The following is a 21,905-nucleotide window of genomic DNA, read 5'->3' as shown; positions in this document are numbered from 1 at the left end:
CTGAATTGCACGAAGCGGTTACGGGCTGCGGATTTGCCCTGAACTGATTGGCACAGCGCTGCCTTTGACACGGACGGCGACGATGCCTTGCGCGGTGGCGTCGATGGTCAGGCCGATGCTACTCGGGCGGCCCATCTCGATACCTTGGCGTAAGGCAAGTTTGGTGGTGCCGGGGGCAAGCGCGCCTGATGCCCAAAGCTGAGCGGCGAGAATGGCGCTGGCGGATCCGGTGGCGGGGTCTTCATAGGTGCCAGCGGTGGGGGCGAACATCCGGGCTTGGAAATCGCTATGTTGGCCGGGGGTATAAAGGTAGGCGCTGTCCACTTCCGCGAGAGCCATCAGCGCGGACCAATGCGGTTCGTGTGGTTCGGCTTGGTCGAGGGTTCCAAGGCTGTCGACCGGAACATACAGAAAACGCGGGCCGCCTTGATGGGTGGCGGGGCGGTGGTTGGCAAAGCCGATTTGGGCCGGGGTGAGGCCGAGGCTGGCGGCGATCAGATCAAGCGGAAGGCCGGTTTTCACCGGGAAGGGCAGCACGGGGGCAGTGAATTCCGCCTCAATGTGGATGCCTTGACGGGTGACAGTGACGGGCACGAGGCCTGCTTCTTCTTCAAGGGTGATCAGGGTTTCGAAATCGCCCGTGTGTCTGGCACAGGCGAGATGGATGGCGCAGCCGATCGTGGGATGGCCCGCAAAGGGGATTTCAGCGGTGGGAAAGAAGATGCGGACGCGGGCGGTGTGGGCGGGGTTTTGCGGCGCTTGCACGAAGATTGTCTCGGACAGGTTGAACTCCCGCGCGATGATCTGCATTTCGGCGGGGGGCAGGGTGTCGGCGTTGAGGACCACGGCGAGCGGATTGCCCGCGAATGGGGTTTCGGTGAACACATCGAGAGTGTGAAATTCCAGCATTTGAAGATTCCAGCCTTTGAGAAATCTGACCTTTATAGTGCCTTGAAATGCGCCTCAATCCGGGCGGCTTCTTCGGCCAGACCGTAAGGCGGATTGAGGATGAACATGCCCGAGCCTTCCATCCGATGCCCCTCCCGCGCCGGAGGGAAGCGGACTTCCGTGCGCAGCGCATCGGGGAACTGCGCTTCGAGGGCTTTCAGCATTGGGCCATGCGGGCCACCGGTCAAAAGTGGATACCACAAAGCGATGATCCCGACGTTCCATTTGCGGTTGATGTTGGCGATGTGCTTGGGGATGGCGTCGTAATCGGCCTTCACCTCGTAGCTGGGGTCGATCAGCATCAAGCCGCGGCGCGGGGTGGGGGGCGTGATGGCGAGGGCGAGATCGAAGCCATCTTTCTGGTAGATATGCGCGCTCCACGGGTTCAGAGCGTGGCGCAGGTGTTGGTGTTCTTGCGGGTGCAGTTCCGCCAGATGGATGGTGTCTTGGTCACGCAGGGAAAGGGCTGCGATCAGGGGGGAGCCGGGATAGGCCATCTGGCCGTAGCTGGCGCGAACCTCGTTCAGGCGGTTGCGGTAGGGGTGCAGGGGCGGGAACCACGCCTCGGCGATGGCGATGCCTGCCGCGGCCTCGCCGGTTTTCAGCGCCTCATCCGAGCCCAGATCATAGAGACCCCGACCTGCGTGGGTCTCGATATAGGTCAGCGGTTTGTCTTTTTGGGTGAGATAATCGAGCATGACCGCCAGAAGCGCGTGCTTCTGGACATCGGCGAGGTTTCCGGCGTGGAACAGGTGTTGATAGCTGAGCATGCGGGTTAATATACGGCGGGATTTTGCGGGGGGGAAGGGGATTTGCGCAGGGTCCCAACTCGGGACCTTTTTTAATTGTTTTATTTCAAGGTGATAGGGTGGTGGATTTAAGGTTTTGTTAAGGTTTAAAGCTATTTCCGCAGGCAGGCGCTGCCGTCGGTTTTGAAAATCCCAACGGGGCGGTAGTTTTTCAGCGCGGTGCGGGCGGCGAGGGTGATCAGGCAGTCCATTTCATCCTGCCGGTCGGGGTTCGGGGTTTGCAGGGTGGCGGTGATGCCAAAGGCCGGGGTGCCGTGGTAGGGGATCTCGTAGGTTTCTGGCGAGATGCCGACTGTGGCGGAGATTGTGTAAAGCCAGACCCGGTTTGTGCCCGTGCCAACCCAAGCGCCGACATCCGAGGCGGGTTCGACATTGACCACCAGATCAGCGCCGGGGCCATTTTTCGCTTTCAGACCAGAGCGTTGCATCACCTTTGCCAAGGGCGGCAACAGGTATTCCCCGTAGCCCGAGCTGTATTGGGTCGAGGACAACTGAATGATGTAGCTTTTGCCGCTGAGCGGGTCTGCTGCGGCTTGGGTGGCGAGCAGGGCGAGGGCAAGGGCAAGGCGGGGCATGTGAGCACCGGGGTTGTTCAGGGCAGGATAGGGGCTGCGGAAGTTTCGGGCAAGTTCGGCCTTAGCGGTTGGTTAAGGATGATGCGGGAGAGTTGGGGGGAGGGCTTGATTGGATATAGCGGAAAGGGTATATAGCGAATATGCAATGGTCGGTGGAAACACATGACGGTGTTGATGATGAGATAGCGGCTTTGCCGGATGAGCTACGGGCCAAACTGATGCGGCTTCTGGCGCTGATCGAAAGCGTTGGGCTGGAGCGGATGCACGAGCCGCATGTGAAGCATCTTGACGGAAAGTTGTGGGAGTTGCGGGTGAGTGCAAGCGAAGGCATCGCGCGTGGGATCTATGTGACGCTGACCGGGCGGAGAGTGCTGGTGCTGCATGTGTTTGAGAAGAAAACTCAAAAGACGCCAAAGCGGGCGATGGACCTTGCGCTGAGCCGAATGAAATCGAGGATGACATGACCAAACTGGCTGACCTGCACGCGAAATTTATGGCCGATCCGGGATATGCCGCCGCCTATGCCGAGGCAGATGCGGAGTATTCGGTGATTGAGGCGATGATCTCGGCCCGCGCCGAGGCGGGGCTGACGCAAGAGGCTTTGGCGGAGCGGATGGGCACGACCCAGTCGGCGATTGCACGGCTGGAAGGCGGGCGGGTGTCGCCCTCGGTGGAGACCTTGCGGCGGTATGCGAAGGCGGTGGGGAAAAGGTTGCGGGTGGAGATGGTGTGAGGGGGTAGGGTGGGTTTTTAACCCACCGTCGCGCGGGTGCGGTGGGTTAAAAACCCACCCTACAGTGAAGCGGACGGGGTTGTCGCAGGCGGAGTTTGCGCGGTCGATTGGGGTGAAGAAGGCAACGTTGTTGAATTGGGAACAGGAGCGGCGCAAGCCTGACGGTCCGGCGCGGGTGCTGCTGGCGCTGATCGCCAAGGAGCTGGGGATTGTGCAGCGGGTTTTGGGGGAGGGGTGAGTGGGAATTATGTACCTAAACCACTCGTGCGCGAATTTTTTTACAAACATCCGAGACTTCGCCACGGACTCTAAGCCAAATAATGGCTAGAATCGATCCGAACGCCGCACAAACTACAGATACAATAACAAAAACATAAAATACCCGGTCACTTTCAAAATTTGTCGTAAGTAGGCTTAGAATAAACGAAAGCCCGGTAGAAATAAAAAAAATCGCGAAATTCAGATATAATGAATTTGGAGAACCATTCTCCAAAATGCCAAGTTCATTATCAGTTATTTCAAAAAGTGTGAGAGAGTCCACTCTCCCGCGAACAATTTTTGGATCATTGCTGCCAGTTGCCTTTTCGTCTTTGTCGCTGCCTGAAATTAAAGCCATTTTTTTAACCACTCATTTTTACATTTAGAGTTTTTCCAAGCCGCCTGCACTCCAGACTTTACCACGAAGATTCTATCATTCTCTTTTAAAAGACCAGCCAGACGATCGCGAACCTCTGTCGCTGTCTCATCAGTAACAATAGCCCAAGTAGACTCCGTCACTTTTGCCCAAGCTTTACTTGCCTTCAGCGCTTCGTAAAGCCGGGCATAATCCCCTCCAGAAATGAGATCGTATGACACAATGTAGGTTGTCATATGCACTACCTTTCTATCTCAAAAAAATCCAGTTTGATTGAGTTTCAAAAACTAAGAAAACTCAATTTTCACACCAACCGCTCCACTTCCTTCGCTGCCCGCACGAAATCCGCAAACAGCGGATGCGGGGCGAAGGGTTTTGATTTCAATTCCGGGTGGAATTGTACGCCGATGAACCATGGGTGGTCTTTGACCTCGACGATCTCGGGCAGGCGGCCATCCGGGCTCATGCCGGAGAAGATCAGGCCGCATTTTTCCAGCTCGGTGATGTATTTGGCATCGACTTCGTAGCGGTGGCGGTGGCGTTCCTCAATCGTGGTGGTGCCGTAGATTTGCGCGACGTGGCTGCCGGGGGTGAGGGCGGCGGTGTAGGCGCCCAGACGCATGGTGCCGCCTTTGTCGTCGGTGGTTTTGCGGGCGACGACGTGGTTGCCTTGGATCCACTCTTTCAAGTGGTAGACGACGGGGGTGAAGCGTTTGGCGCCGGCCTCGACGTCGAATTCTTCCGAGCCTGCATTGGTGACGCCTGCGAGGTTGCGGGCGGCTTCGATCACCGCCATTTGCATGCCGAGGCAGATGCCGAGATAGGGGATTTTCTTTTCGCGCGCGAACTGGGCGGCTTTGATCTTGCCTTCGGTGCCGCGCTCGCCAAAGCCGCCGGGGACGAGGATGGCGTGGAAGTTTTCAAGATAGGGCGCGGGGTCTTCGCGTTCAAAGATTTCGGCGTCGATCCATTCGGCTTTGACGCGGGTGCGGTTGGCCATACCGCCGTGGGTGAGGGCCTCGGCGATGGATTTGTAGGCGTCTTCGAGCTGGGTGTACTTGCCGACGATGGCGACGCGGACCTGGCCTTCGGCATGGGTCAGACGGTCCATCACGTCGATCCAGCGGGCGAGGTTCGGTTTCGGCGCGGGGGTGATGCCGAAGGCGTCGAGCACGGCTTGGTCGAGGCCGGCGCGGTGATAGGCAAGCGGGGCTTCGTAGATGGTTTTCAGATCATAGGCCGGGATGACGTGTTCTTTGCGGACGTTGCAGAACAGGGCGATCTTTTCCAGTTCACGATCCGGGATCGGATGTTCAGAGCGGCAGACCAGCACGTCAGGGGCGAGGCCGATGGATTGCAGTTCTTTGACTGAGTGTTGGGTGGGTTTGGTTTTCAATTCACCCGAGGCCGCGAGGTAGGGCAGCAGGGTGAGGTGCATCAGGATCGACTGGCCGCGCGGGCGTTCGTGGATGAACTGGCGGATGCTCTCGAAGAACGGCAGGCCCTCGATATCGCCGACGGTGCCGCCGATTTCACAGAGCATGAAATCAACCTCCTCATCGCCGATGCGCAGGAAGTCTTTGATTTCATTGGTCACATGCGGGATGACTTGGATGGTTTTGCCAAGATAGTCGCCGCGGCGTTCTTTCTCCAAGACGTTGGAGTAGATGCGGCCGGAGGAGATGCTGTCGGTTTGGCGGGCGGAAACCCCAGTGAAACGCTCATAATGGCCGAGGTCGAGGTCGGTTTCGGCGCCGTCGTCGGTGACGAAGACTTCGCCATGTTCAAAGGGCGACATAGTGCCGGGATCGACGTTCAGGTAGGGGTCAAGTTTGCGCAATCGGACGGTATAGCCTCGAGCCTGCAACAGCGCACCAAGCGCGGCGGAGGCGAGGCCTTTGCCGAGAGAGGACACCACGCCGCCGGTGATGAAAATATAGCGTGCCATGTGGGGGCCCCCGTGAATTTGGTTAAAACGGCTCTGATTCGCAGCTTTGGAATCACAGCATCACGGGAGTTGAGCAATAGCTTAAGCAAAGCGAGAGCGCAACCCGACCGCTAGATGCTGTCGGTTGGCGGTGTTGCGCTGCAACAGTTGGTGTTAGTTCGAGGCCGGAGGTTCTGCCGGAGCAGGTGCCGGGGTAGCCGGAGCCGCAGCATCCGGGGTTGCCGGAGGCGCTGCGGGTGCGGTGGCGGCCGGTGGGGCTGCCGGGGTGCCATCGTTGGATGGTGGCAGCAGATCGCCGCCTGCGGGGAGTGCCGGAGCCGGGGCTTTCACGGCGGGTTGCTCGGCTCCGATCTGGTCGATCACCGAAGCGGTCGAGGCAGAGCGCGAGGCGAGGATGGTCATGGTGATCGAGGTGACGATGAACATCGCAGCCAGTACCCACGTCACTTTGCCCAAAGCCGTGGCCGCCGCGCGGCCAGAGATTGCGCCCCCCGACGAGCCCATGCCAAGGCCGCCACCTTCCGACCGTTGCAACAGCACCACGCCGATCAACAGCAAAGCGAGGATGAGGTGGACGGTGAGAACGACGTTTTCCATACGGGCGGGGCTTTCTAAGAGGTCGCGGTCTATCTAGGCGGATGCAGTCAGGCGTGCAAGCCCTTCGGCGGCTCTTGGTCATCCTCTGCGCTCAAATATCCAAACGGATTGCTTACAATCCGGTCGCCGGAGGCATGCGACATTGATGTGGGAAGCCTCCGGCGGGGAGAATTAAGTCAATGTGAATGGTTGTGGTGGGGCGCTATTCTGGCGCGGTGCAGACGGCGGAGAGTTTGTTGCCGTCGGGGTCGCGGACGTAGCAGCTGTAGAAATTCGGGCTGTAGCGCAGGCCGGGTGTGCCTTCGTCGCGGCCGCCGTGGCTGAGGGCGGCTTTGTGGAAGGCATCGACGGCGGCGCGGGTTTGGGCTGCGAAGGCGGGCATCGAGCCGTTGCCCACGGTGGCGGGGTTGCCGTCATAGGGCGGGTTGATCCAGACGAGAGGGCTTGCTGCGCCGGTGGGGCCGTAGCCAATTTCACCGTCAAACTCGCCCATGAAATGCAGGCCTATGGGGGCGAGGGTGGCGTCGTAAAAGCGTTTGGCGCGGGCGATATCGTTGGTGCCAAGGGTGATGTAGAGCAGCATTATTCCTGCACCTCGTCCACCGTGGCTTGGCCCGACAGCCGCTGGCGGATGATGCTCCACGACAGACCGATGCCGAGGACGACCGAGAGGGCGAAGATGCCGAGCCAGAGGTTGAGGGAGGGGTTTTGCAGGGTGAGGATTTGGTAGTCGATCAGCACCCAGACGAGGGCGGCCACGATGGCACCAACCAGAATGATGCCGAAGGCGCCGATCGAGCGCAGGGTGGCACCGATGTAGATCATGTAGCCGACGCCGAGCAGCAGGCCGAGCAGGATGGTCAGCGGCATTTGGGTCTGCCAGTTTGCCTCGGCCCAGCGGGTGAAGTTGATTTGGGTTGGGTTGTAGGTGGCCGATAGCAGGATGAATGCCCCAAGCCAGCGCAGGATAATGCCCATGTTTTCCCCCTCGTTTGGTCTTTGGTGGCGTATCTGCGGCGGTCTGTCCAGCCGCCCGCGTGATTTAGCGGTTTCATCGCGGTGCAGGTGTCGCTATAGGTCGCGCGGTTTTTCCAAAACGCGAAGGATATGCCGTGGCCAATGTTGTTGTCGTCGGAGCCCAGTGGGGCGACGAAGGTAAGGGGAAAATCGTCGACTGGCTCTCAGAGCGGGCCGATGTGATTGCGCGCTTTCAGGGCGGGCATAACGCCGGGCATACGCTGGTGATTGATGGCAAGGTTTATAAGCTGTCGCTGCTGCCCTCGGGGATTGTGCGCGGCGGCAAGCTGTCGGTCATTGGCAACGGCGTGGTGGTTGATCCGTGGCATCTGGTGACCGAGATTGAAAAGCTGCGCGGGCAGGGCGTTGATATTACAACTGAAAATCTGATGCTTGCCGAGAATGCGTCGCTGATCTTGCCGATTCATGGCGAGTTGGACCGGGCGCGCGAGGGCCAGACCGGGGTGGCAAAGATTGGCACCACTGGGCGCGGCATTGGCCCGGCTTATGAGGATAAGGTGGGTCGGCGCGCCATTCGGGTGGCCGATCTGGCGGATGAGACGACGTTGGCGACGCGGGTGGATCGTTTGATGGGCCACCATGATGCCTTGCGTCGGGGGCTGGGGATCGCGCCGATTGACCGCGCGGCGCTGCTTGACGCATTGCGCGCGATTGCGCCGCAGGTTTTGCCCTATGCGAAACCGGTGTGGAAGGTGCTGACCGAGGCGCGCAAGGCCGGAAAACGGATTTTGTTCGAGGGCGCACAGGGGGCGTTGCTGGATATTGATTTCGGGACTTATCCGTTTGTGACGTCTTCGAATGTGATCGCGGGGCAGGCGGCGACGGGCACGGGGTTAGGGCCGACGGCGATTGATTTCGTGTTGGGCATCGTGAAGGCCTATACGACCAGGGTCGGTGAAGGCCCGTTCCCGGCAGAGCTGTTCGATGCCGATGGCGCGCGTTTGGGCGAGCGGGGCCATGAATTTGGCACCGTGACCGGGCGTAAGCGGCGTTGCGGCTGGTTTGATGCGGTGCTGGTGCGGCAGACTTGTGCAACGTCAGGCGTGTCGGGGATTGCGCTGACCAAGTTGGATGTGCTGGATGGTTTCCCGGTGCTGAAGATTTGTGTGGGCTATGATCTGGATGGGGTGCGGTTGGATTACCTGCCGACCGCTGCCGATCAGCAGGCCCGTTGCACGCCGATCTATGAGGAAATGGAAGGTTGGAGCGAGAACACCGCAGGCGCGCGGTCTTGGGCCGATCTGCCGGGGGCTGCGATCAAATATGTGCGGCGGATTGAGGAATTGATCCAATGTCCGGTGGCGCTGCTGTCGACCTCGCCTGAGCGGGACGATACGATTCTGGTGACCGATCCCTTTGCGGATTGATCTTGCGGTTTAGCTTACACCACGCCCCCTGCTGTCGTGCAGGGGGCGTTTTGGTTTCAGGAGATGGCGATGGCGCTGAGTTACAAGGCCCGTAAGCGGTGGTCTTTGCTAATCCTTCTGGTGGGGATGCCGATTTATGTCGTGGTGGCGGTCAATCTGATCGACAAGATTGATCGGTTGCCAATCTGGGCTGAGGTTCCGGCCTATCTGTTTTTGGGCGTGGCGTGGATATTGCCGTTCAAATCGGTGTTTTTGGGGGTGGGCCAGCCCGATCCTGAGGCTAACCCCGTGCCTGACGCCCCTATTGATCGTAAACTCTGATCAGACATGAAAACAGCCGGAACATTCCCCAATGTTCCGGCTGTTTTGTGGGGCGCGAGTGGCAGCCTCGGCCCTGTTCTCTTGGCTTAGGCGGTAAAGCGAAGCGCTTCCGCCAGCAAGGGCGAACGCTCGGTCATGGCAAATTGGCCACGCTTAATTTTCGCGATGCGACCTTGCCGCAGCAGGGTGCCGAAAGCGCGCAGACAATCTTCGCGTTGGTGATCTGGTTCGTCGATCAGGGAGTCCAGCTGGCGTATGACAAGGGGGCGGCTGAAGTTCGGGCGGCCCAGCACTTGCGTGCAGTAGACAGCTGAGGCTTCCAGAAGTTCGGCCAAGGAATTTGCGCCAAGTTTCTCGGCGAAATCGGCGAAGTTTTGGCCCTCGGCGAAGAAATTGCCCTCATCTTCGGCGGCGAGCAGGTCTTCGTCGTCCAGATCGTCAGTTGCGTCGCCGATCAGGCTGTCTTCATCGGGCATCGCTTGCATCGCGGCCATGCTGGCGGCACCACTGACGCGGCGCGGGCGCACCGGCATCACCACGCGCGGGCTGGCCGGGGCCGAGGGCGTCAGGATCGCGGGGGCCACAAAGGCGGCAGTGGCCACAAAGGGGGCGGCGGCGGGTTTGGCGCGATCAATGCGCTGTTCGGAGACCAGAACCAGCGGCGTCAGGCGTTCGGCATTGGCTGCGGCGCGGGTTTCGATGCTGCTGTCGGCGGGCTTGGGGCGGACAACGCTTTCCAGATCGTGGCGATAGATGTCTTGGCGATCGGGTTGTGGGCGACCGGGGTTGGCGGCTTTGATCTGGCGTTCGGCCTCGGTCGCGGCGACGGCGGCTTTCAGATGCGAGATCGCCGAGTGGCGGCGGCGGCTTTCTTCGTCGTCCATCACAGAGTTGGTGGCGGCCATCAGCCGGGTGACGGCATCGTCATCCGATTCGGTTTCTAGCAGTTTGCGACCTTCGGCGTGATGCGCCGGCTGCGGTTGGGCTTCGGATTCAGTAGGTGTTTCGACTTCTGCGGGCGTGGTGGAGGCCAGCAGTGCCGCGACGGCATCCGCTGCGGGGGTGATCTCTGGCAGCATTTCTGCGGCTGGCGTGTCAGCGACAGGCGCATCGGCCAGGGCGGCGGCGAGATGATCGTCGTCGTCAAAGCTGGTTTCAATCGGGCGCGGCGTCAGGTGACGCACGGGGCGGGTCGGGCGCACCGGGGCGGATGCTGCCGGGATCTCGGCCTCAAGCGCGGCGAGTTCGGCTTGTAGTGCTGCCTCGGCCTCGGGGGAGAGCAGCGAGGTTTGCGGTGCGGTTTGAGCAGTTTCGGGTGCGCGCGGTGCATCGGCGCGGCGGATTTTGATCACACGGGCGCGGGCACGCTGGATTTTCTCGCCGGGTTCGCGGGCGGTTTCTGGGAAAGCTGCCGCGGCGGCTTGGGTTTCTGGTTCCGGTTGGATTTCCGGGGCGACAGAGATTTCGGGGCTGACTTCTGCGGCTGTGGGCAGGCTGGCGAGCAGGATGTCATCTTCCGCATCGTCTTCTGCTGCATCAACAGCTTCTGGCAGTGCGTCTTCTGACAGGGTGTCTTCAGATACTGCATCGGAAACCGCGATCAGCGGCTCTGATATGGGTGCGACTGCATCAGTTTCGGGCTGGATTAGATCGTTCTCGGCGATCAGAGCGCCGAGTGAGGCCAACATGTCTTCATCGGCATAGGCCGCCGCTTCGGCAATCGGATCGTGTTCGGGCAGCAGATCAGCGAGGATTTCGTCGTCATAGTCTTCGGCGGCGGGCGCGTCTTGCACAGCCGCTGCAAAATCTTCGATCACCGGGTCTTCGACAGCGATCAGGCTTTCGGTGGTGATCAGGCTTTCGGCTGCGGGCAGATCATCTGCGAAGGCGGCGGCAAGATCGGCGGAGCCGTCGTTCTGCAAGGCAGGGTCTTCGTCATAGCTCTCTTGGGCTGCGGGCAAAGCTGCGCTGGTGTCCGCTGCGGTATCAAGGGGTGCGGCGTTGGGGCGTGGCGCATCCAACGCGGCGAGGTCGGCAAGATCTTGCGGCTCGATCTCGGGCTCTGATGCATCTTGGTGATCAGGCGTGATTTCTGCGGCGATCAGATCGCCGGGTTCGAGAGCGTAGTGCGGCTCGGTTGTATCCGCTTCGACAGGGGTTTCCGAGGGAGCTTCAGGCGCTGCCAAAGCGGCAATATTGGCCAGAATGTCGTCGGAATGTTGGTCTTCGCTATAGCTGTCGTCGGCGATAGCGGCGGCTTCGGCGATGTGGTGAATGGTGGGTTCGGCAGCCATCGGAGCGGATTGTGCGGCGCGCAGGCGGGACAAGCGTTCGGCGACGGATTCGCCATTGGCATCCAGGTTCGCGGCAGCGGTGACTGTCGGGGGGGAGATGGGGGGGGCAACAATCGGGGCGGCGAGCGCAGGCGCTTCGGTATCACCAGCCCGCAGGATCACGCCATTGTCTTGGATTTTCGCCTCAACCCGGCGCTGGATTTCGCGCTCGGCAATGCGGTGCAGCATGGCGGCATCCGGGGTGGGCGGTTCGGCGCCAAAGTAGCGGTCTTCGGCGGCGAGATCACGGAAATATTCGGCGATGGCCTTCATGGTGTTGAAAGGCTCATCGAACCCTTCCAGCGTGCAGCTGAAAGTTCCGTAAGAAACGGTAAGAATTTTACTTGCACCGATCATCGGGATGCCGCCTTTACAAAGTTCACGTCGCCAACCTGCACTGCGCTTTGTTCAATTCCGTGGACAGAACAGGGTAATTTGAAGGATTGATTGTGTTCACCGCACGGGGTTTGTGCCGCAATTAGAAGAACAGTATCGGGATTATGCAGGTGATTGTCGACTCTTTGCAGGGGGTAACTTTGGCGGGCGGTGGGCCGTTCGGCAAAGCGCAGCTTACCCGTGCGCTGCGGTTAGCCCCAAGGATTGTTGGGGCTGATGGCGGGGCGGACCGGCTTTTGGCGCTGGGGGTGGAGCCTGAAGCGGTGATTGGCGACTTCGATTCGATCAGTGCTGCAGCGCAGGCGCGGCTGGCGGGGCGGTTGTTTCCGATTGCCGAACAAATAACCACCGATTTTGACAAGGCTCTGCGCTCGATCCGGGCACCGTTCGTGCTGGGGATAGGATTCGCAGGGGCGCGGCTGGATCATGGCTTGGCGGTGCTGAACGCTTTGGTGCGCGCGCCCGATCAGCGCTGTCTGGTGCTGTCGCCGCAGGATGTGATCTTTCTGGCACCGTTGCAGATGCGGTTGGATTTGCCGCTGGGCAGCCGGTTCTCGCTGTTTCCGATGGCGCAGGTGAGCGGGGAAAGCGCGGGGCTGCGGTGGCCGTTGCAGGGCTTGGATTTCGCGCCAGATGGCATGATCGGCACCTCGAATGAGGTATCCGGCCCGGTCAGCCTGCGGTTCTCGGCGCCCAAGATGCTGGTGATCTTGCCAATCAAATCTCTGGCGGCAGCACTGAACGGGCTTGGTGTAGCGTGATCCGCTCGCGGTGGATGATGTAAAGACCCGAGGCGATGATGATCACGATGCCCGCCCAAGTCAGCGCATTGGGGAAATCGCCGAACACCAGATAGCCGAGGGTCACTGCGGTGACGATCTCCAGATAGTGCAAGGGCGCTAGGGTGGAGGCGGGGGCGCATTTCAGCGCCACGGTCATGCACATATGGCTTGCCGCCGCCCAAAAGCCGACGCCGAACAGCCAAAGCCAGTTCAGACCCTGCGGCATGACGGGATCAAGTTCGGTGATGCCAGTGCCATTGGCCCACAGCATCACGGGCAGGCAGAGCAGGCTGCCAGCGATCGAGGTGTGCAACTGTTGGGTCACGGGATGCATCCCAGTGGCGATGGCCTGGGTGATCAGCATGTAGAAGGCAAAACAGAACGCCGAGACCAGCGGGTAAAGTGCGGCTGTGCCGTAATGGGTCAGCGAGGGCTGGATCACCAAGAGCGCGCCTGCAAATCCCACGACAGAAGCTGCGATGCGGCGGGGGCCGACCGGGTTGCCGAACAGGACATAGCCGAGGATCAGCAGGATGAACGGCTCGATGAACACGATGGCGAGGGCATCGGCGATCGGCATGACTTGCACGCCTGCGACAAAGCCGTAGGTCGAGGCGATCAGAAAGACCGCGCGCAGGGTGATCAGCGCGGTGGTTTTGGGCGAGATACGCAAAGGCAGCCGCATCAGCAAAGCAATGGGCAGCATCAGCGCCCCTTGCACTAGAAAACGCGCGGTGGTGATTTGACCGACCGGGATCGCGGCGGTGGCAAGTTTTGAGGCGGTGTCGAGCAACGGGGCCAGCACACAAAAGGCGAGCATTAACAGGATGCCGGGAAGGATGCGGTCGTTTGTCATGCGTTATCGCTAGACGAGCGAGCGGGATGCGTCCTGTCTGAAAACGACTATGGATGGCGCTGCGGGTCTGGGAGTTGCTCTTTTGAAAATACTCAATAACTTCCCGAACCCCAAGCGCAGGGTCTCAATCTTATCGCGGCGGCAGCCCCTTCATCCCGGCGGGAAGCCGGGGGAAGGGAAAACTTTTGCCGCTTTGCGGCTCTACCAGATCACCTTCTCAGCAGTTTGGCACGTTGACAGCAAGGCCACCCAGCGAGGTTTCTTTGTACTTCTCATGCATGTCATTGCCGGTTTGGCGCATGGTCTCGATGCAGACATCCAGTGACACCAGATGCTCGCCGTCGCCGCGCAGGGCGAGGGAGGCGGCGGAGACGGCTTTGATTGCACCCAGACCGTTGCGCTCGATGCAAGGCACCTGCACGAGGCCAGCGACGGGATCACAGGTCATGCCGAGGTGATGCTCCAGCGCGATTTCGGCGGCGTTCTCGACTTGCATCACCGTGCCACCCAAAACGGCGGCAAGGGCGGCGGAGGCCATTGCGGCGGCGGAGCCCACTTCGGCTTGGCAACCACATTCCGCACCCGAGATGCTGGCGTTGTGTTTGCAGAGGCCGCCGATGGCGGAGGCGGTCAGCAGGAATTCGGCGATTTTCGAGGTGGAAGCGCCGGGGACGTGGTCAAGGTAATAGCGCAGCACTGCAGGCAATACGCCAGCAGCCCCGTTGGTGGGGGCGGTGACGACTTGGCCGCCGGCGGCGTTTTCTTCGTTTACCGCCATCGCATAGAGGCTCATCCAGTCGTTGATGGTGTGGGGCGCGGTCATGTTCAATCCGCGTTCAGCCAGCAAAGCGTCGTGAATGCCTTTGGCACGGCGGCGGACTTTTAGGCCACCCGGCAGGATACCGGTGCCCTCCATGCCGCGCGAGATGCAGTCGTTCATCACTTGCCACAGTCGGGCGATGCCTTGGTCGATCTCGGTTTTGGAGCGGAATTTCAGTTCGTTGGCGAGTTTCATTTGCGCGATGGAGAGGCCCGACGCCTTTGCCATCGCCATCATTTCGTCACCCGTTTCAAAAGGGTAGGGCACGTCGGCTTTGGTCTTGGCTTTGCCAGCGCCTGCCTCCGTCAACTCACCAGCACTCAGCACGAAGCCGCCGCCGATGGAATAGTAGGTTTCCTGCAAGATCACGTCGCCTTGGGCGTCGGTGGCTTTCAGCACCATGCCATTGGCGTGGCCCGGCAAAGCTGGGCCGTAATCAAAGGTCAGGTCGGCTTTGGGATTGAAGTGCAAAGGCGGCAGGCCGTCTGCGTGGATGGTGTGCGTCTCGCTGATCGCCGCAAGGGTGGTTTCGGCTTTCGCGGCGTCATAGGTGGCGGGGTGGAAGCCTGCGAGGCCCAAAATGGTGGCGCGATCGGTGGCGTGACCGATGCCGGTGAAGGCGAGGCTGCCGTGCAACGAGGCTTTGACGCCGCCGAATTTGAACGGCGAGGTGCGCATCAGATCGAGAAAGCGAGCGGCGGCAACCATTGGCCCCATGGTGTGCGACGAGGACGGGCCGACGCCGACTTTGAACATGTCGAAAACGGAGAGGAACATAGGGGCGGTCCGATCAATAGGGGTTCGAGAACATCATGTCGCCCAAGCCTTCGGCCTGCGCGCAAGCAATGGCTGCGGGGCGGGTCTCCAAGGCGAGCAGGATTTTGTGCAAGGCGGGATAGTCGGTTGCGGGGCACGGCTCGAACAGCCAACGCATCAGCATGGCGATGTAATAGCCAAGGATGGAAGGGGCGGTTGAGAGCCAGTCGGGGGCCTCTAGGGCGACCATGTCATCAAGGGTCTTTACCAGCGATTTCAGGGTCGCAGCGGCTTGCGCCTTGGCGGCGTCGGCGTTTTCCGGGCCTGCGACGCGATGCGGGTAGTAGTAGACCATCGCAGTTGGGTGCAGGTTGCTGGAGGTGAAGAACAGCCATTTCAGGAATTGGCCGCGTTCGGGCGTGTTCGGAGCGGGCGCGAGCTTGCCAGTTATTTCGGACAGATGCAGCAGGATCGCGGCGGTTTCAAACATGGTGCCATCGGGGGTTTCCAGCGCGGGGATTTTGCCCAGGGGTTGCAGTTTACGGTAGCTGGGGCTGTCGAGCGCGCCGCCTTCGCGGTCGAGCGAGGCGATCTGGTAGGGCAGGCCGAGCTCCTCTAGCACCAATCGGACGATCAGGGCTGCCGAGTCGGGTGTGTGGTGCAGAACATACATCGCGGGCTCCTCATTTCGCCGCAGTATGGCGGAAGGCGGGAGGGATACCATGCGAAAACCGACACTTTTTGGTGTGCAGCGGCGGCGGCGGAGGTGGTTCTGATACGGGGCGTTCTGCCCAAAGGTTCGCGGGGGTTTCACACCCCCGCACCCCCGTGGGATATTTTCGCCAAGATGAAAGCAAATTTTAGATAAGTTTTAGCAATTTGGCTGTGGGCTAGCTGATGAAATCCCACAGCAGTTTGGCGTTCAGCGCGATGATCACCACGGCGATCAGGATGGCCAGCGCCACCAGCCAGCGTGGGGCGGCGAGCGCACCCATTTTGGCGCGGTTGGCGGTGAACATCACCAAGGGCACCACGGCGAAGGAAAGTTGCAGCGACAGGATGACTTGGGTGAGGATGAGCAATCGCCCGGTGCCCGCGCTGCCGTAATAGAGAGTCACTCCGGCGGCGGGGATGATGGCAATGGCGCGGGTGATCAGGCGGCGCAGCCATGGCGGCAGCCGGATTTGCAGGAAGCCTTCCATCACGGCTTGACCTGCGAGGGTGGCGGTGACGGTTGAGTTTAAACCACAGGCCAAGAGGGCGATTGCGAATAGGGAGGGCGCGATGCCAGAGCCGAGCAATGGGCCGAGCAGTTGGTGGGCGTCACCGAGTTCTGCGACCTCGGTCTGGCCTGTGGCATGGAACGAGGCGGCGGCGAGGATCAGGATCGAGGCGTTGATCAACAGCGCGAAGCAGAGCGCCACGGTGCTGTCGATGGTGGCGAATTTCAATGCCTCCCGTTTTTCCTCGATGCTGTCGCCATAGGCGCGGGTTTGCACGATGGCGGAGTGCAGGTAGAGGTTGTGCGGCATCACGGTGGCGCCAAGGATGCCAAGCGCGAGGTAGAGCATTTCGGGGTTGCGCAGGATTTCGGTGGTGGGGGCGAAGCCTTTGATCACGCCTGCCCAATCGGGATCGGCCATCGCGATCTGGAGCCCAAAGCAGACGGCGATCACGCCCAGAAGCGTGATGATGAAGGCCTCCAGCCAGCGGAAGCCTTTGGTTTGCAGCCACAGGATCAGGAAGACGTCGAGGGCGGTGATCAGCACGCCGAGTTCGAGCGGGATGCCGAACAGCAGGTTGAGGCCGATGGCGGTGCCGATCACCTCGGCAATGTCGGTGGCGATGATGGCGATTTCTGCGGCGAGCCAGAGCGGGATTGAAACAAAGCGCGGGAAGGCGTCGCGGCAGGCTTGCGCCAGATCACGACCCGAGGCGATGGCGAGGCGGGCGCAGAGTGATTGCAGCACGATCGCCATCAGGTTGGAAATCAGCGCCACCACCAGCAGGGTGTAGCCGAATTTGGAGCCACCCGCGAGCGAGGTCGCCCAGTTGCCGGGGTCCATATAGCCAACCGCCACCATATAGCCGGGGCCGAGGAAAGCGGCGAAGCGGCGCCATGTGCCTTTCGGCAGTTGCACCGAGCGGTGGACGTCAGCGAGGGCGGCATCGCCGCGCGGTTGCTTCCAGTCGTTGCGCAGATCGAAAAGGGAGTTCATGGCGGCTTTCTGACATTGAGAATTATTCGCAATGTAGCTTTGCGGGCGAGTCTGTCAAGGGCCAAGTGATTCCCCTCTCGCCCCGTCGGGCGGGTTTGCCTATAAGGGCGCAACAGCCCAAGCAGCCCGCGGCCCAATGGGCGCATCAGACTGAGGAAATCACATGCCAGCCGATCTTTCCCCCATCGACAAAGCCAAATTCGTCGCCGCTAAGCGGGCGGTGGATTTCATTGAAAGCGGCATGAAGGTGGGCTTAGGCACCGGATCGACCGCCGCATGGATGGTGCGCTGTCTGGGCGAGCGGGTGCGCGAGGAGGGGTTGAAGATTGTCGGGGTTCCGACCTCGACCCGCACCGCCGAGTTGGCGCGGCAGGTGGGGATTCATGTGACCTCGCTGGATGAGGCGAAGTGGTTGGACGTGACGATTGATGGCGCAGATGAGTTTGACCAGAACCTTGCGCTGATCAAGGGCGGCGGTGCGGCGTTGTTGCAGGAGAAGATCGTCGCGACCGCCAGCGATCTGATGATCGTGATCGCCGATGCGGCGAAGGAAGTGCAGCAGTTGGGGGCGTTTCCGCTGCCGATTGAGATCATTCCGTTCGGCTGGCAGACCTCTAAGGCTTTGGTCGAGGAAATGCTGGTGTCGATGGATGTGCTGGCGCGCGATGTGACCCTGCGAATGAATGGCGACCGCCCGCTGGTGACGGACGAGAGCAATTACATCCTCGATCTGCATCTGAAGCGGATCGGCAATCCGCGTCAGTTGGCCTTGGTGTTGAACCAAATTCCGGGTGTGGTTGAAAACGGGCTGTTCATAGATATCTGTGACATCGTGATCATTGGCCACGGCGATGGCAGAGTGACGGTGCGCGATATCAACTCGGGGTCTGAGACGGACGAGCGGATTTTGTTTGCACCGACGGACAATATCTTCGCTGATCTGGGGGAATAACGTGTTCGACTACGATCTTTTCGTCATCGGTGGTGGCTCGGGCGGGGTGCGGGCGGCGCGGATTGCTTCTGCGGAGGGTGGCGCGAAGGTGGCGCTGGCCGAGGAAAGCCGGATGGGCGGGACCTGTGTGATCCGGGGCTGCGTGCCGAAGAAGCTGATGGTGTTTGCCTCGGAATATCCCGAAGAGGTGCAGGATGCGCGGGCTTACGGCTGGGATGCGCAGGTCGGCGCGTTCGACTGGATGCAGTTTCGCGGCACGCTGGACAAGGAATTGGATCGGCTGGAGGGCGCGTATCGCAGCACGCTGCTGAATGCCGGTGTGACGATCTATGATGCCCGCGCGGTGGTGGTCGATCCGCATCGGGTGCGGTTGGCCTCGGGTGAGGAGTTCAGCGTCAAGCATATTCTGATTGCCACGGGCGGGCGGCCGTTTGTGCCGGAAGTGCCGGGCGGTGAATTGGCGGTGACCTCGAATGAGATGTTCCTGCTTGATGCCTTGCCGAAGCGGGCGCTGGTGGTGGGCGGCGGTTATATTGCCAGCGAGTTTGCCTGTATCCTGCATGGCTTGGGCGTAAAGGTGACGATGATGTATCGCGGGGCGTCGATTTTGCGCGGCTTTGATGATGAGGCGCGGGGATTGGTGGCGGCGGCGATGGGCGCGCGCGGGATTGATATTCAATGCGGTGTCGATGTGGCGCGGCTGGAGCAGGGGGCGGACGGCATCGTCGCGCAGGGCACCGATGGCAAGGCGCGCGAGGTTGATCTGGTGATGTATGCTACCGGGCGGAAGCCTAATTCGGGCGGTATGGGGCTGGAGGCTTCGGGCGTTGACCTTGGCGCGCGCGGGCAGATTTCGGTCGATGAGTGGTCGCAGACCGCTGTGCCGTCGATCTATGCGGTGGGCGATGTCACGGACCGGATTAACCTGACGCCAGTGGCGATCCGCGAGGGCCATGCTTTTGCCGACACGGTTTTCAGGGGTGTGCCGACCAAGGCAGATCACGAACTGGTGGCCTCGGCGGTGTTTACCCAGCCGGAACTGGGCACCGTGGGGCTTTCGGAAGAAGCCGCCAAGGGGAATGGGCCGATTGAGATTTTTTCAGCCAGCTTCCGGCCGATGAAAAGCCTGTTCGCGGGTCGGCAGGATCGGGTGTTGATGAAGCTGGTGGTGGATCAGGCGTCGCAGCGGGTTTTGGGCTGCCATATCGTGGGCGCGGGCGCGGGGGAGATGATCCAGCTGGCGGCGATTGCGATCAAGATGGGTGCTTCGAAGGCGGATTTTGATCGCACGGTGGCGGTGCATCCGACGGTGTCGGAAGAACTTGTGACGATGCGAAAGCCGGTAAGAGTGGTCTGATGCGGCAATTTGCGCGGTCTATCTGCTTGATTTCCGCGTCATTCATGCCCAATTCAGCAGCAACGTAAAAAACGAAAGGTTGATCAATGGCGGGTAGTGGCGGCCCTTGGGGCGGAAATGGCGGTTCTGGTGGGGATGACCGGAATGGCCAGCGGCCAGAGGGCGATCGTCCGGGGCAGCGTCCGGGTGGGCGCAAACCGGGCGAGGGCCCGCAGATGCCCGAAATTGATGAACTGATGAAGAAAGGCCAGGAACATCTGCGCGTGCTGATGGGCGGGCGCGGTGGCGGCAATGGTCGTGGGCCTGCGGGCGCGGGCGGGCCGGGTGGGGCGATGTTCACCAAGCAAGGCTTGGCTTTGGGCGCGATTGTGGCGCTGGGCGTCTGGGTTTATGCCTCGGCCTATTCGGTGAAGCCGGAAGAACAAGCGGTGACGTTGATGCTGGGCAAGTTCAGTGGCGTGACCGAGGAAGGCCTGCACTTTGCGCCTTGGCCAGTGATGACGGCGGAAATCGTTGAGGCGCGCAAGCAGCGCACCACTGATATTGGCAATGGCGTGGCGGGCGAGTTGGATAACGGTCTGATGCTGACCCGCGATCAGAACATCGTCGATATCGAGTTTCAGGTGGTCTGGAACATCGCTGATCCGTCGAAGTTCCTGTTCAACCTCGCCGATCCTGAGGACACCATCCGCGCGGTTTCCGAATCTGCGATGCGCGATATCATTGCGCGCTCGGAACTGTCGCCGGTGTTGAACCGCGACCGGGGCGTGATCGCCTCGGAAGTGATGACGGCGATTCAAGGCACGCTGAACAGCTATGATGCCGGGATCAACGTGATCCGGGTGAACTTTGACAAGGCCGACCCGCCGCGCGAAGTCATCGACAGCTTCCGCAAAGTGCAGGCGGCGCAGCAAGAGCGCGACCGTCTGGAAAAAGAAGCCGACGCTTATGCCAACACCATTGGCGCGGCCTCACGCGGGCAAGCGGCGCAGTTGTTGGAAGACGCGCGTGGTTATCAGGCGCAGGTGGTGAACAACGCCGAAGGGGAAGCCAGCCGCTTCTCGTCGATCTACGCCGAATATATCAAGGCCCCGGAAGTCACCCGCAAGCGGATGTATCTGGAAACGATGGAGAAAGTGCTGGGCGGGATGAACAAGGTGATCCTGGATGGCGTCTCGGGCAAAGACGGGCAGGGTGTGTTGCCCTATCTGCCGCTGGAGGGTCTGACCAAACCTGCAACCCCAACCGGAGGGTCGAACTGATGCGTGCGATCTATATTCTTCCCGGCCTGATCCTTGCAGGGGCCTTGCTGTTGTCGTCGGTGTTCATCGTCGACGAGCGTGAAAAAGTGCTGGTTTTGCAGTTTGGTGAAGTGAAGCAAGTGGTGGACAAGCCCGGTCTGGGCTTCAAAATCCCCTTCGTGCAGGAGGTTTACCGCTACGACGACCGCATCCTTGGTCTGCCGACGCAGCCTTTGGAAGTGACGCCGCTGGACGATCGCCGCTTGGTGGTGGATGCGTTTGCGCGCTGGCGGATCGTTGATCTGGAAGCGTTCCGGCGGGCCGTTGGCTCGGGCGGTATTGAGGCTGCGCGCAGTAACCTTGACAAGATCATCAACGCCGAAATCCGTGAGGTTTTGGGTGGGGTGAACAGCCAGAAGGTGCTGTCCGAAGACCGCACCTCGCTGATGAACCAGATCCGTGACAATTCGCGCGCCAAAGCGGCAGGGCTTGGGGTCGATGTGATCGACGTGCGGCTGACGCGCACCGATCTGCCGGAACAGAACCTTGAAGCCACCTTTGCGCGGATGCGGGCCGAGCGGGATCGCGAAGCGGCAGACGAGATTGGTCGTGGTAACGAGGCGGCACAGCGCGTGCGGGCTGCCGCGGAACGCTCGAAGGTTGAGATCGTCTCGCAGGCCAGCAAAGAGGCCGAAGTGATCCGCGGTGAGGCAGATGCAAAGCGCAACGCGATCTATGCTGAAGCCTTTGGCAAAGACCCGGAGTTCTTCGCGTTTACCCGGTCTTTGACCTCGTATGAACGGGCGTTGCAGGCGGGCAATTCGTCGATGGTGATGCAGCCGGACAGCGAGTTCTTTGAATATCTGCGCAGCGAGAAGCCGCCGGTTGCGGCTCCTGCCGCCCCGGCTGCGCCTGCGGCACAACCGTAAGCGCGGCCTGCGACAGATCGACTTGAAAGGGCTGGCGTCTGCGCTGGCCCTTTTGCGTTGTGGCGAGGATTGGCGCAATGTGCCGATGGCGCTTGCACTCGGGCTCACGCAGGTGACAAATTCATTCACGCAGGGTTGAGGCGGCGCGATCTGGTTTGCATTGCGCATTTTGGCCCGTAAATGAATATGCGGATGTGATCCGATGCGGCGGGCGATGTGGATCGCGCCCCGCACTACGAAAAGGAGTTCGGACGTGCTTCAACTTTCCAATGCCCGTAATGTTTTGACTGGGCG

The 21,905-nt window shown here is 60.7% G+C and carries 24 protein-coding genes; 10 read left to right on the top strand and 14 right to left on the bottom strand.

Features of this window, described 5'->3' with window-relative positions:
- Nucleotides 1-18: 18 nt before the first annotated feature.
- The 3 genes from AKV04_RS01395 to AKV04_RS01385 form a co-directional block, all read right to left on the bottom strand.
- Nucleotides 19-909, bottom strand: a complete 891-nt coding sequence (locus tag AKV04_RS01395) for a PhzF family phenazine biosynthesis protein (RefSeq protein ID WP_054004681.1) — start codon at nucleotides 907-909, stop codon at nucleotides 19-21.
- 32 nt (nucleotides 910-941) lie between these two features.
- A complete protein-coding gene (rlmJ, locus tag AKV04_RS01390; RefSeq protein ID WP_054004680.1) occupies nucleotides 942-1,718 on the bottom strand; it encodes a 23S rRNA (adenine(2030)-N(6))-methyltransferase RlmJ in 777 nt (258 codons plus the stop codon).
- Nucleotides 1,719-1,849: 131 nt separating this feature from the next.
- Entirely contained in the window at nucleotides 1,850-2,332 is a 483-nt protein-coding gene (locus AKV04_RS01385; RefSeq protein ID WP_054004679.1) for a hypothetical protein, read from the bottom strand.
- A 140-nt stretch (nucleotides 2,333-2,472) separates the two neighbouring features.
- Between AKV04_RS01385 and AKV04_RS01380 the strand changes: the two genes are divergently transcribed.
- The 3 genes from AKV04_RS01380 to AKV04_RS27470 are packed head-to-tail and all read left to right on the top strand — an operon-like array spanning nucleotide 2,473 to nucleotide 3,303.
- Nucleotides 2,473-2,796 (top strand): type II toxin-antitoxin system RelE/ParE family toxin, encoded by a 324-nt coding sequence (locus AKV04_RS01380; RefSeq protein ID WP_054004678.1) that lies wholly within the window; start codon nucleotides 2,473-2,475, stop codon nucleotides 2,794-2,796.
- Entirely contained in the window at nucleotides 2,793-3,065 is a 273-nt protein-coding gene (locus AKV04_RS01375) for a helix-turn-helix domain-containing protein (protein ID WP_054004677.1), read from the top strand. Before AKV04_RS01380 ends, AKV04_RS01375 begins: the two co-directional genes overlap by 4 nt.
- Entirely contained in the window at nucleotides 3,022-3,303 is a 282-nt protein-coding gene (locus AKV04_RS27470) for a helix-turn-helix domain-containing protein (protein ID WP_156317294.1), read from the top strand. The genes AKV04_RS01375 and AKV04_RS27470 overlap by 44 nt, the downstream gene beginning before the upstream one ends.
- 15 nt (nucleotides 3,304-3,318) lie before the next feature.
- On the opposite strand, the gene AKV04_RS25955 is transcribed toward AKV04_RS27470, so the two are convergent.
- The 6 genes from AKV04_RS25955 to AKV04_RS01350 form a co-directional block, all read right to left on the bottom strand.
- Complete coding sequence (locus tag AKV04_RS25955) at nucleotides 3,319-3,681, bottom strand: hypothetical protein (RefSeq protein ID WP_156317293.1); 363 nt, start codon at nucleotides 3,679-3,681, stop codon at nucleotides 3,319-3,321.
- Nucleotides 3,672-3,935, bottom strand: coding sequence for a hypothetical protein (locus AKV04_RS25950; protein WP_156317292.1), 264 nt, complete (start codon nucleotides 3,933-3,935; stop codon nucleotides 3,672-3,674). Before AKV04_RS25950 ends, AKV04_RS25955 begins: the two co-directional genes overlap by 10 nt.
- A gap of 68 nt (nucleotides 3,936-4,003) precedes the next feature.
- Nucleotides 4,004-5,647, bottom strand: a complete 1,644-nt coding sequence (locus AKV04_RS01365; RefSeq protein ID WP_054004676.1) for a CTP synthase — start codon at nucleotides 5,645-5,647, stop codon at nucleotides 4,004-4,006.
- A 153-nt stretch (nucleotides 5,648-5,800) separates the two neighbouring features.
- A complete protein-coding gene (secG, locus tag AKV04_RS01360) occupies nucleotides 5,801-6,244 on the bottom strand; it encodes a preprotein translocase subunit SecG (RefSeq protein WP_054004675.1) in 444 nt (147 codons plus the stop codon).
- A gap of 202 nt (nucleotides 6,245-6,446) precedes the next feature.
- Nucleotides 6,447-6,827: a VOC family protein gene (locus AKV04_RS01355; protein WP_054004674.1), complete on the bottom strand. Its 381-nt coding sequence runs from the start codon at nucleotides 6,825-6,827 to the stop codon at nucleotides 6,447-6,449.
- The gene (locus AKV04_RS01350; protein ID WP_054004673.1) at nucleotides 6,827-7,222 is read right to left on the bottom strand and encodes a DUF6524 family protein; all 396 of its coding nucleotides are present in this window, start codon (nucleotides 7,220-7,222) and stop codon (nucleotides 6,827-6,829) included. Before AKV04_RS01350 ends, AKV04_RS01355 begins: the two co-directional genes overlap by 1 nt.
- Nucleotides 7,223-7,356: 134 nt before the next feature.
- On the opposite strand from AKV04_RS01350, the gene AKV04_RS01345 reads away from it, so the two are divergent.
- Entirely contained in the window at nucleotides 7,357-8,649 is a 1,293-nt protein-coding gene (locus AKV04_RS01345) for an adenylosuccinate synthase (RefSeq protein ID WP_054004672.1), read from the top strand.
- Between the two features lie 69 nt (nucleotides 8,650-8,718).
- On the top strand, nucleotides 8,719-8,970 hold the full coding sequence (locus AKV04_RS01340; RefSeq protein WP_054004728.1) for a DUF2842 domain-containing protein: 252 nt from the start codon (nucleotides 8,719-8,721) through the stop codon (nucleotides 8,968-8,970).
- 86 nt (nucleotides 8,971-9,056) lie between these two features.
- Here the strand turns inward: AKV04_RS01340 and AKV04_RS01335 are convergent, their stop codons facing one another.
- Entirely contained in the window at nucleotides 9,057-11,660 is a 2,604-nt protein-coding gene (locus AKV04_RS01335; protein ID WP_054004671.1) for a hypothetical protein, read from the bottom strand.
- Nucleotides 11,661-11,803: 143 nt separating this feature from the next.
- On the opposite strand from AKV04_RS01335, the gene AKV04_RS01330 reads away from it, so the two are divergent.
- Complete coding sequence (locus AKV04_RS01330; protein ID WP_328287133.1) at nucleotides 11,804-12,460, top strand: thiamine diphosphokinase; 657 nt, start codon at nucleotides 11,804-11,806, stop codon at nucleotides 12,458-12,460.
- On the opposite strand, the gene AKV04_RS01325 is transcribed toward AKV04_RS01330, so the two are convergent.
- From AKV04_RS01325 to AKV04_RS01310, 4 genes are all read right to left on the bottom strand, one after another.
- On the bottom strand, nucleotides 12,417-13,337 hold the full coding sequence (locus tag AKV04_RS01325) for a DMT family transporter (protein ID WP_054004669.1): 921 nt from the start codon (nucleotides 13,335-13,337) through the stop codon (nucleotides 12,417-12,419). The genes AKV04_RS01330 and AKV04_RS01325 overlap by 44 nt on opposite strands.
- A 217-nt stretch (nucleotides 13,338-13,554) precedes the next feature.
- Nucleotides 13,555-14,934: an L-serine ammonia-lyase gene (locus AKV04_RS01320; RefSeq protein WP_054004668.1), complete on the bottom strand. Its 1,380-nt coding sequence runs from the start codon at nucleotides 14,932-14,934 to the stop codon at nucleotides 13,555-13,557.
- Between the two features lie 13 nt (nucleotides 14,935-14,947).
- The gene (locus AKV04_RS01315; RefSeq protein WP_054004667.1) at nucleotides 14,948-15,586 is read right to left on the bottom strand and encodes a glutathione S-transferase family protein; all 639 of its coding nucleotides are present in this window, start codon (nucleotides 15,584-15,586) and stop codon (nucleotides 14,948-14,950) included.
- A gap of 217 nt (nucleotides 15,587-15,803) precedes the next feature.
- Nucleotides 15,804-17,132, bottom strand: a complete 1,329-nt coding sequence (locus tag AKV04_RS01310; RefSeq protein WP_054004666.1) for an Nramp family divalent metal transporter — start codon at nucleotides 17,130-17,132, stop codon at nucleotides 15,804-15,806.
- 163 nt (nucleotides 17,133-17,295) lie between these two features.
- Here AKV04_RS01310 and rpiA point away from each other — a divergent pair, with 163 nt between their 5' ends.
- The 4 genes from rpiA to hflC all read left to right on the top strand — a co-directional run bounded on the left by rpiA (nucleotide 17,296) and on the right by hflC (nucleotide 21,611).
- Entirely contained in the window at nucleotides 17,296-18,084 is a 789-nt protein-coding gene (gene rpiA, locus AKV04_RS01305; protein ID WP_054004665.1) for a ribose-5-phosphate isomerase RpiA, read from the top strand.
- Nucleotide 18,085: 1 nt separating this feature from the next.
- Complete coding sequence (gor, locus tag AKV04_RS01300) at nucleotides 18,086-19,441, top strand: glutathione-disulfide reductase (RefSeq protein WP_054004664.1); 1,356 nt, start codon at nucleotides 18,086-18,088, stop codon at nucleotides 19,439-19,441.
- Between the two features lie 86 nt (nucleotides 19,442-19,527).
- Nucleotides 19,528-20,703 carry an FtsH protease activity modulator HflK gene (gene hflK, locus AKV04_RS01295; protein WP_054004663.1) on the top strand — a complete coding sequence of 392 codons (1,176 nt, stop codon included), beginning with the start codon at nucleotides 19,528-19,530 and terminating at the stop codon, nucleotides 20,701-20,703.
- Nucleotides 20,703-21,611 (top strand): protease modulator HflC, encoded by a 909-nt coding sequence (hflC, locus tag AKV04_RS01290; protein WP_235815499.1) that lies wholly within the window; start codon nucleotides 20,703-20,705, stop codon nucleotides 21,609-21,611. Before hflK ends, hflC begins: the two co-directional genes overlap by 1 nt.
- The last annotated feature ends 294 nt before the right edge of the window (nucleotides 21,612-21,905 follow it).

It is taken from the genome of Cypionkella psychrotolerans (assembly GCF_001294535.1).
Taxonomy (GTDB): Bacteria; Pseudomonadota; Alphaproteobacteria; order Rhodobacterales; family Rhodobacteraceae; genus Cypionkella; species Cypionkella psychrotolerans.
This window is presented reverse-complemented; position numbering and strand designations above follow the sequence as displayed.

Bases quoted from the DNA above. Each gene is read 5' to 3' on its own strand.
- AKV04_RS01395 (WP_054004681.1), bottom strand. From the start codon at position 909: ATGCTGGAATTTCACACTCTCGATGTGTTCACCGAAACCCCATTCGCG.
- AKV04_RS01350 (WP_054004673.1), bottom strand. From the start codon at position 7,222: ATGGGCATTATCCTGCGCTGGCTTGGGGCATTCATCCTGCTATCGGCC.
- hflC (WP_235815499.1), top strand. From the start codon at position 20,703: ATGCGTGCGATCTATATTCTTCCCGGCCTGATCCTTGCAGGGGCCTTG.
- AKV04_RS01355 (WP_054004674.1), bottom strand. From the start codon at position 6,827: ATGCTGCTCTACATCACCCTTGGCACCAACGATATCGCCCGCGCCAAA.
- AKV04_RS01325 (WP_054004669.1), bottom strand. From the start codon at position 13,337: ATGACAAACGACCGCATCCTTCCCGGCATCCTGTTAATGCTCGCCTTT.
- AKV04_RS01335 (WP_054004671.1), bottom strand. From the start codon at position 11,660: ATGATCGGTGCAAGTAAAATTCTTACCGTTTCTTACGGAACTTTCAGC.
- AKV04_RS01320 (WP_054004668.1), bottom strand. From the start codon at position 14,934: ATGTTCCTCTCCGTTTTCGACATGTTCAAAGTCGGCGTCGGCCCGTCC.
- hflK (WP_054004663.1), top strand. From the start codon at position 19,528: ATGGCGGGTAGTGGCGGCCCTTGGGGCGGAAATGGCGGTTCTGGTGGG.
- AKV04_RS01330 (WP_328287133.1), top strand. From the start codon at position 11,804: ATGCAGGTGATTGTCGACTCTTTGCAGGGGGTAACTTTGGCGGGCGGT.
- AKV04_RS01315 (WP_054004667.1), bottom strand. From the start codon at position 15,586: ATGTATGTTCTGCACCACACACCCGACTCGGCAGCCCTGATCGTCCGA.
- rlmJ (WP_054004680.1), bottom strand. From the start codon at position 1,718: ATGCTCAGCTATCAACACCTGTTCCACGCCGGAAACCTCGCCGATGTC.
- rpiA (WP_054004665.1), top strand. From the start codon at position 17,296: ATGCCAGCCGATCTTTCCCCCATCGACAAAGCCAAATTCGTCGCCGCT.
- AKV04_RS01340 (WP_054004728.1), top strand. From the start codon at position 8,719: ATGGCGCTGAGTTACAAGGCCCGTAAGCGGTGGTCTTTGCTAATCCTT.
- AKV04_RS01310 (WP_054004666.1), bottom strand. From the start codon at position 17,132: ATGAACTCCCTTTTCGATCTGCGCAACGACTGGAAGCAACCGCGCGGC.
- AKV04_RS01385 (WP_054004679.1), bottom strand. From the start codon at position 2,332: ATGCCCCGCCTTGCCCTTGCCCTCGCCCTGCTCGCCACCCAAGCCGCA.
- AKV04_RS01380 (WP_054004678.1), top strand. From the start codon at position 2,473: ATGCAATGGTCGGTGGAAACACATGACGGTGTTGATGATGAGATAGCG.
- AKV04_RS01375 (WP_054004677.1), top strand. From the start codon at position 2,793: ATGACCAAACTGGCTGACCTGCACGCGAAATTTATGGCCGATCCGGGA.
- AKV04_RS01365 (WP_054004676.1), bottom strand. From the start codon at position 5,647: ATGGCACGCTATATTTTCATCACCGGCGGCGTGGTGTCCTCTCTCGGC.
- AKV04_RS25950 (WP_156317292.1), bottom strand. From the start codon at position 3,935: ATGACAACCTACATTGTGTCATACGATCTCATTTCTGGAGGGGATTAT.
- secG (WP_054004675.1), bottom strand. From the start codon at position 6,244: ATGGAAAACGTCGTTCTCACCGTCCACCTCATCCTCGCTTTGCTGTTG.
- AKV04_RS25955 (WP_156317293.1), bottom strand. From the start codon at position 3,681: ATGGCTTTAATTTCAGGCAGCGACAAAGACGAAAAGGCAACTGGCAGC.
- AKV04_RS27470 (WP_156317294.1), top strand. From the start codon at position 3,022: ATGCGAAGGCGGTGGGGAAAAGGTTGCGGGTGGAGATGGTGTGAGGGG.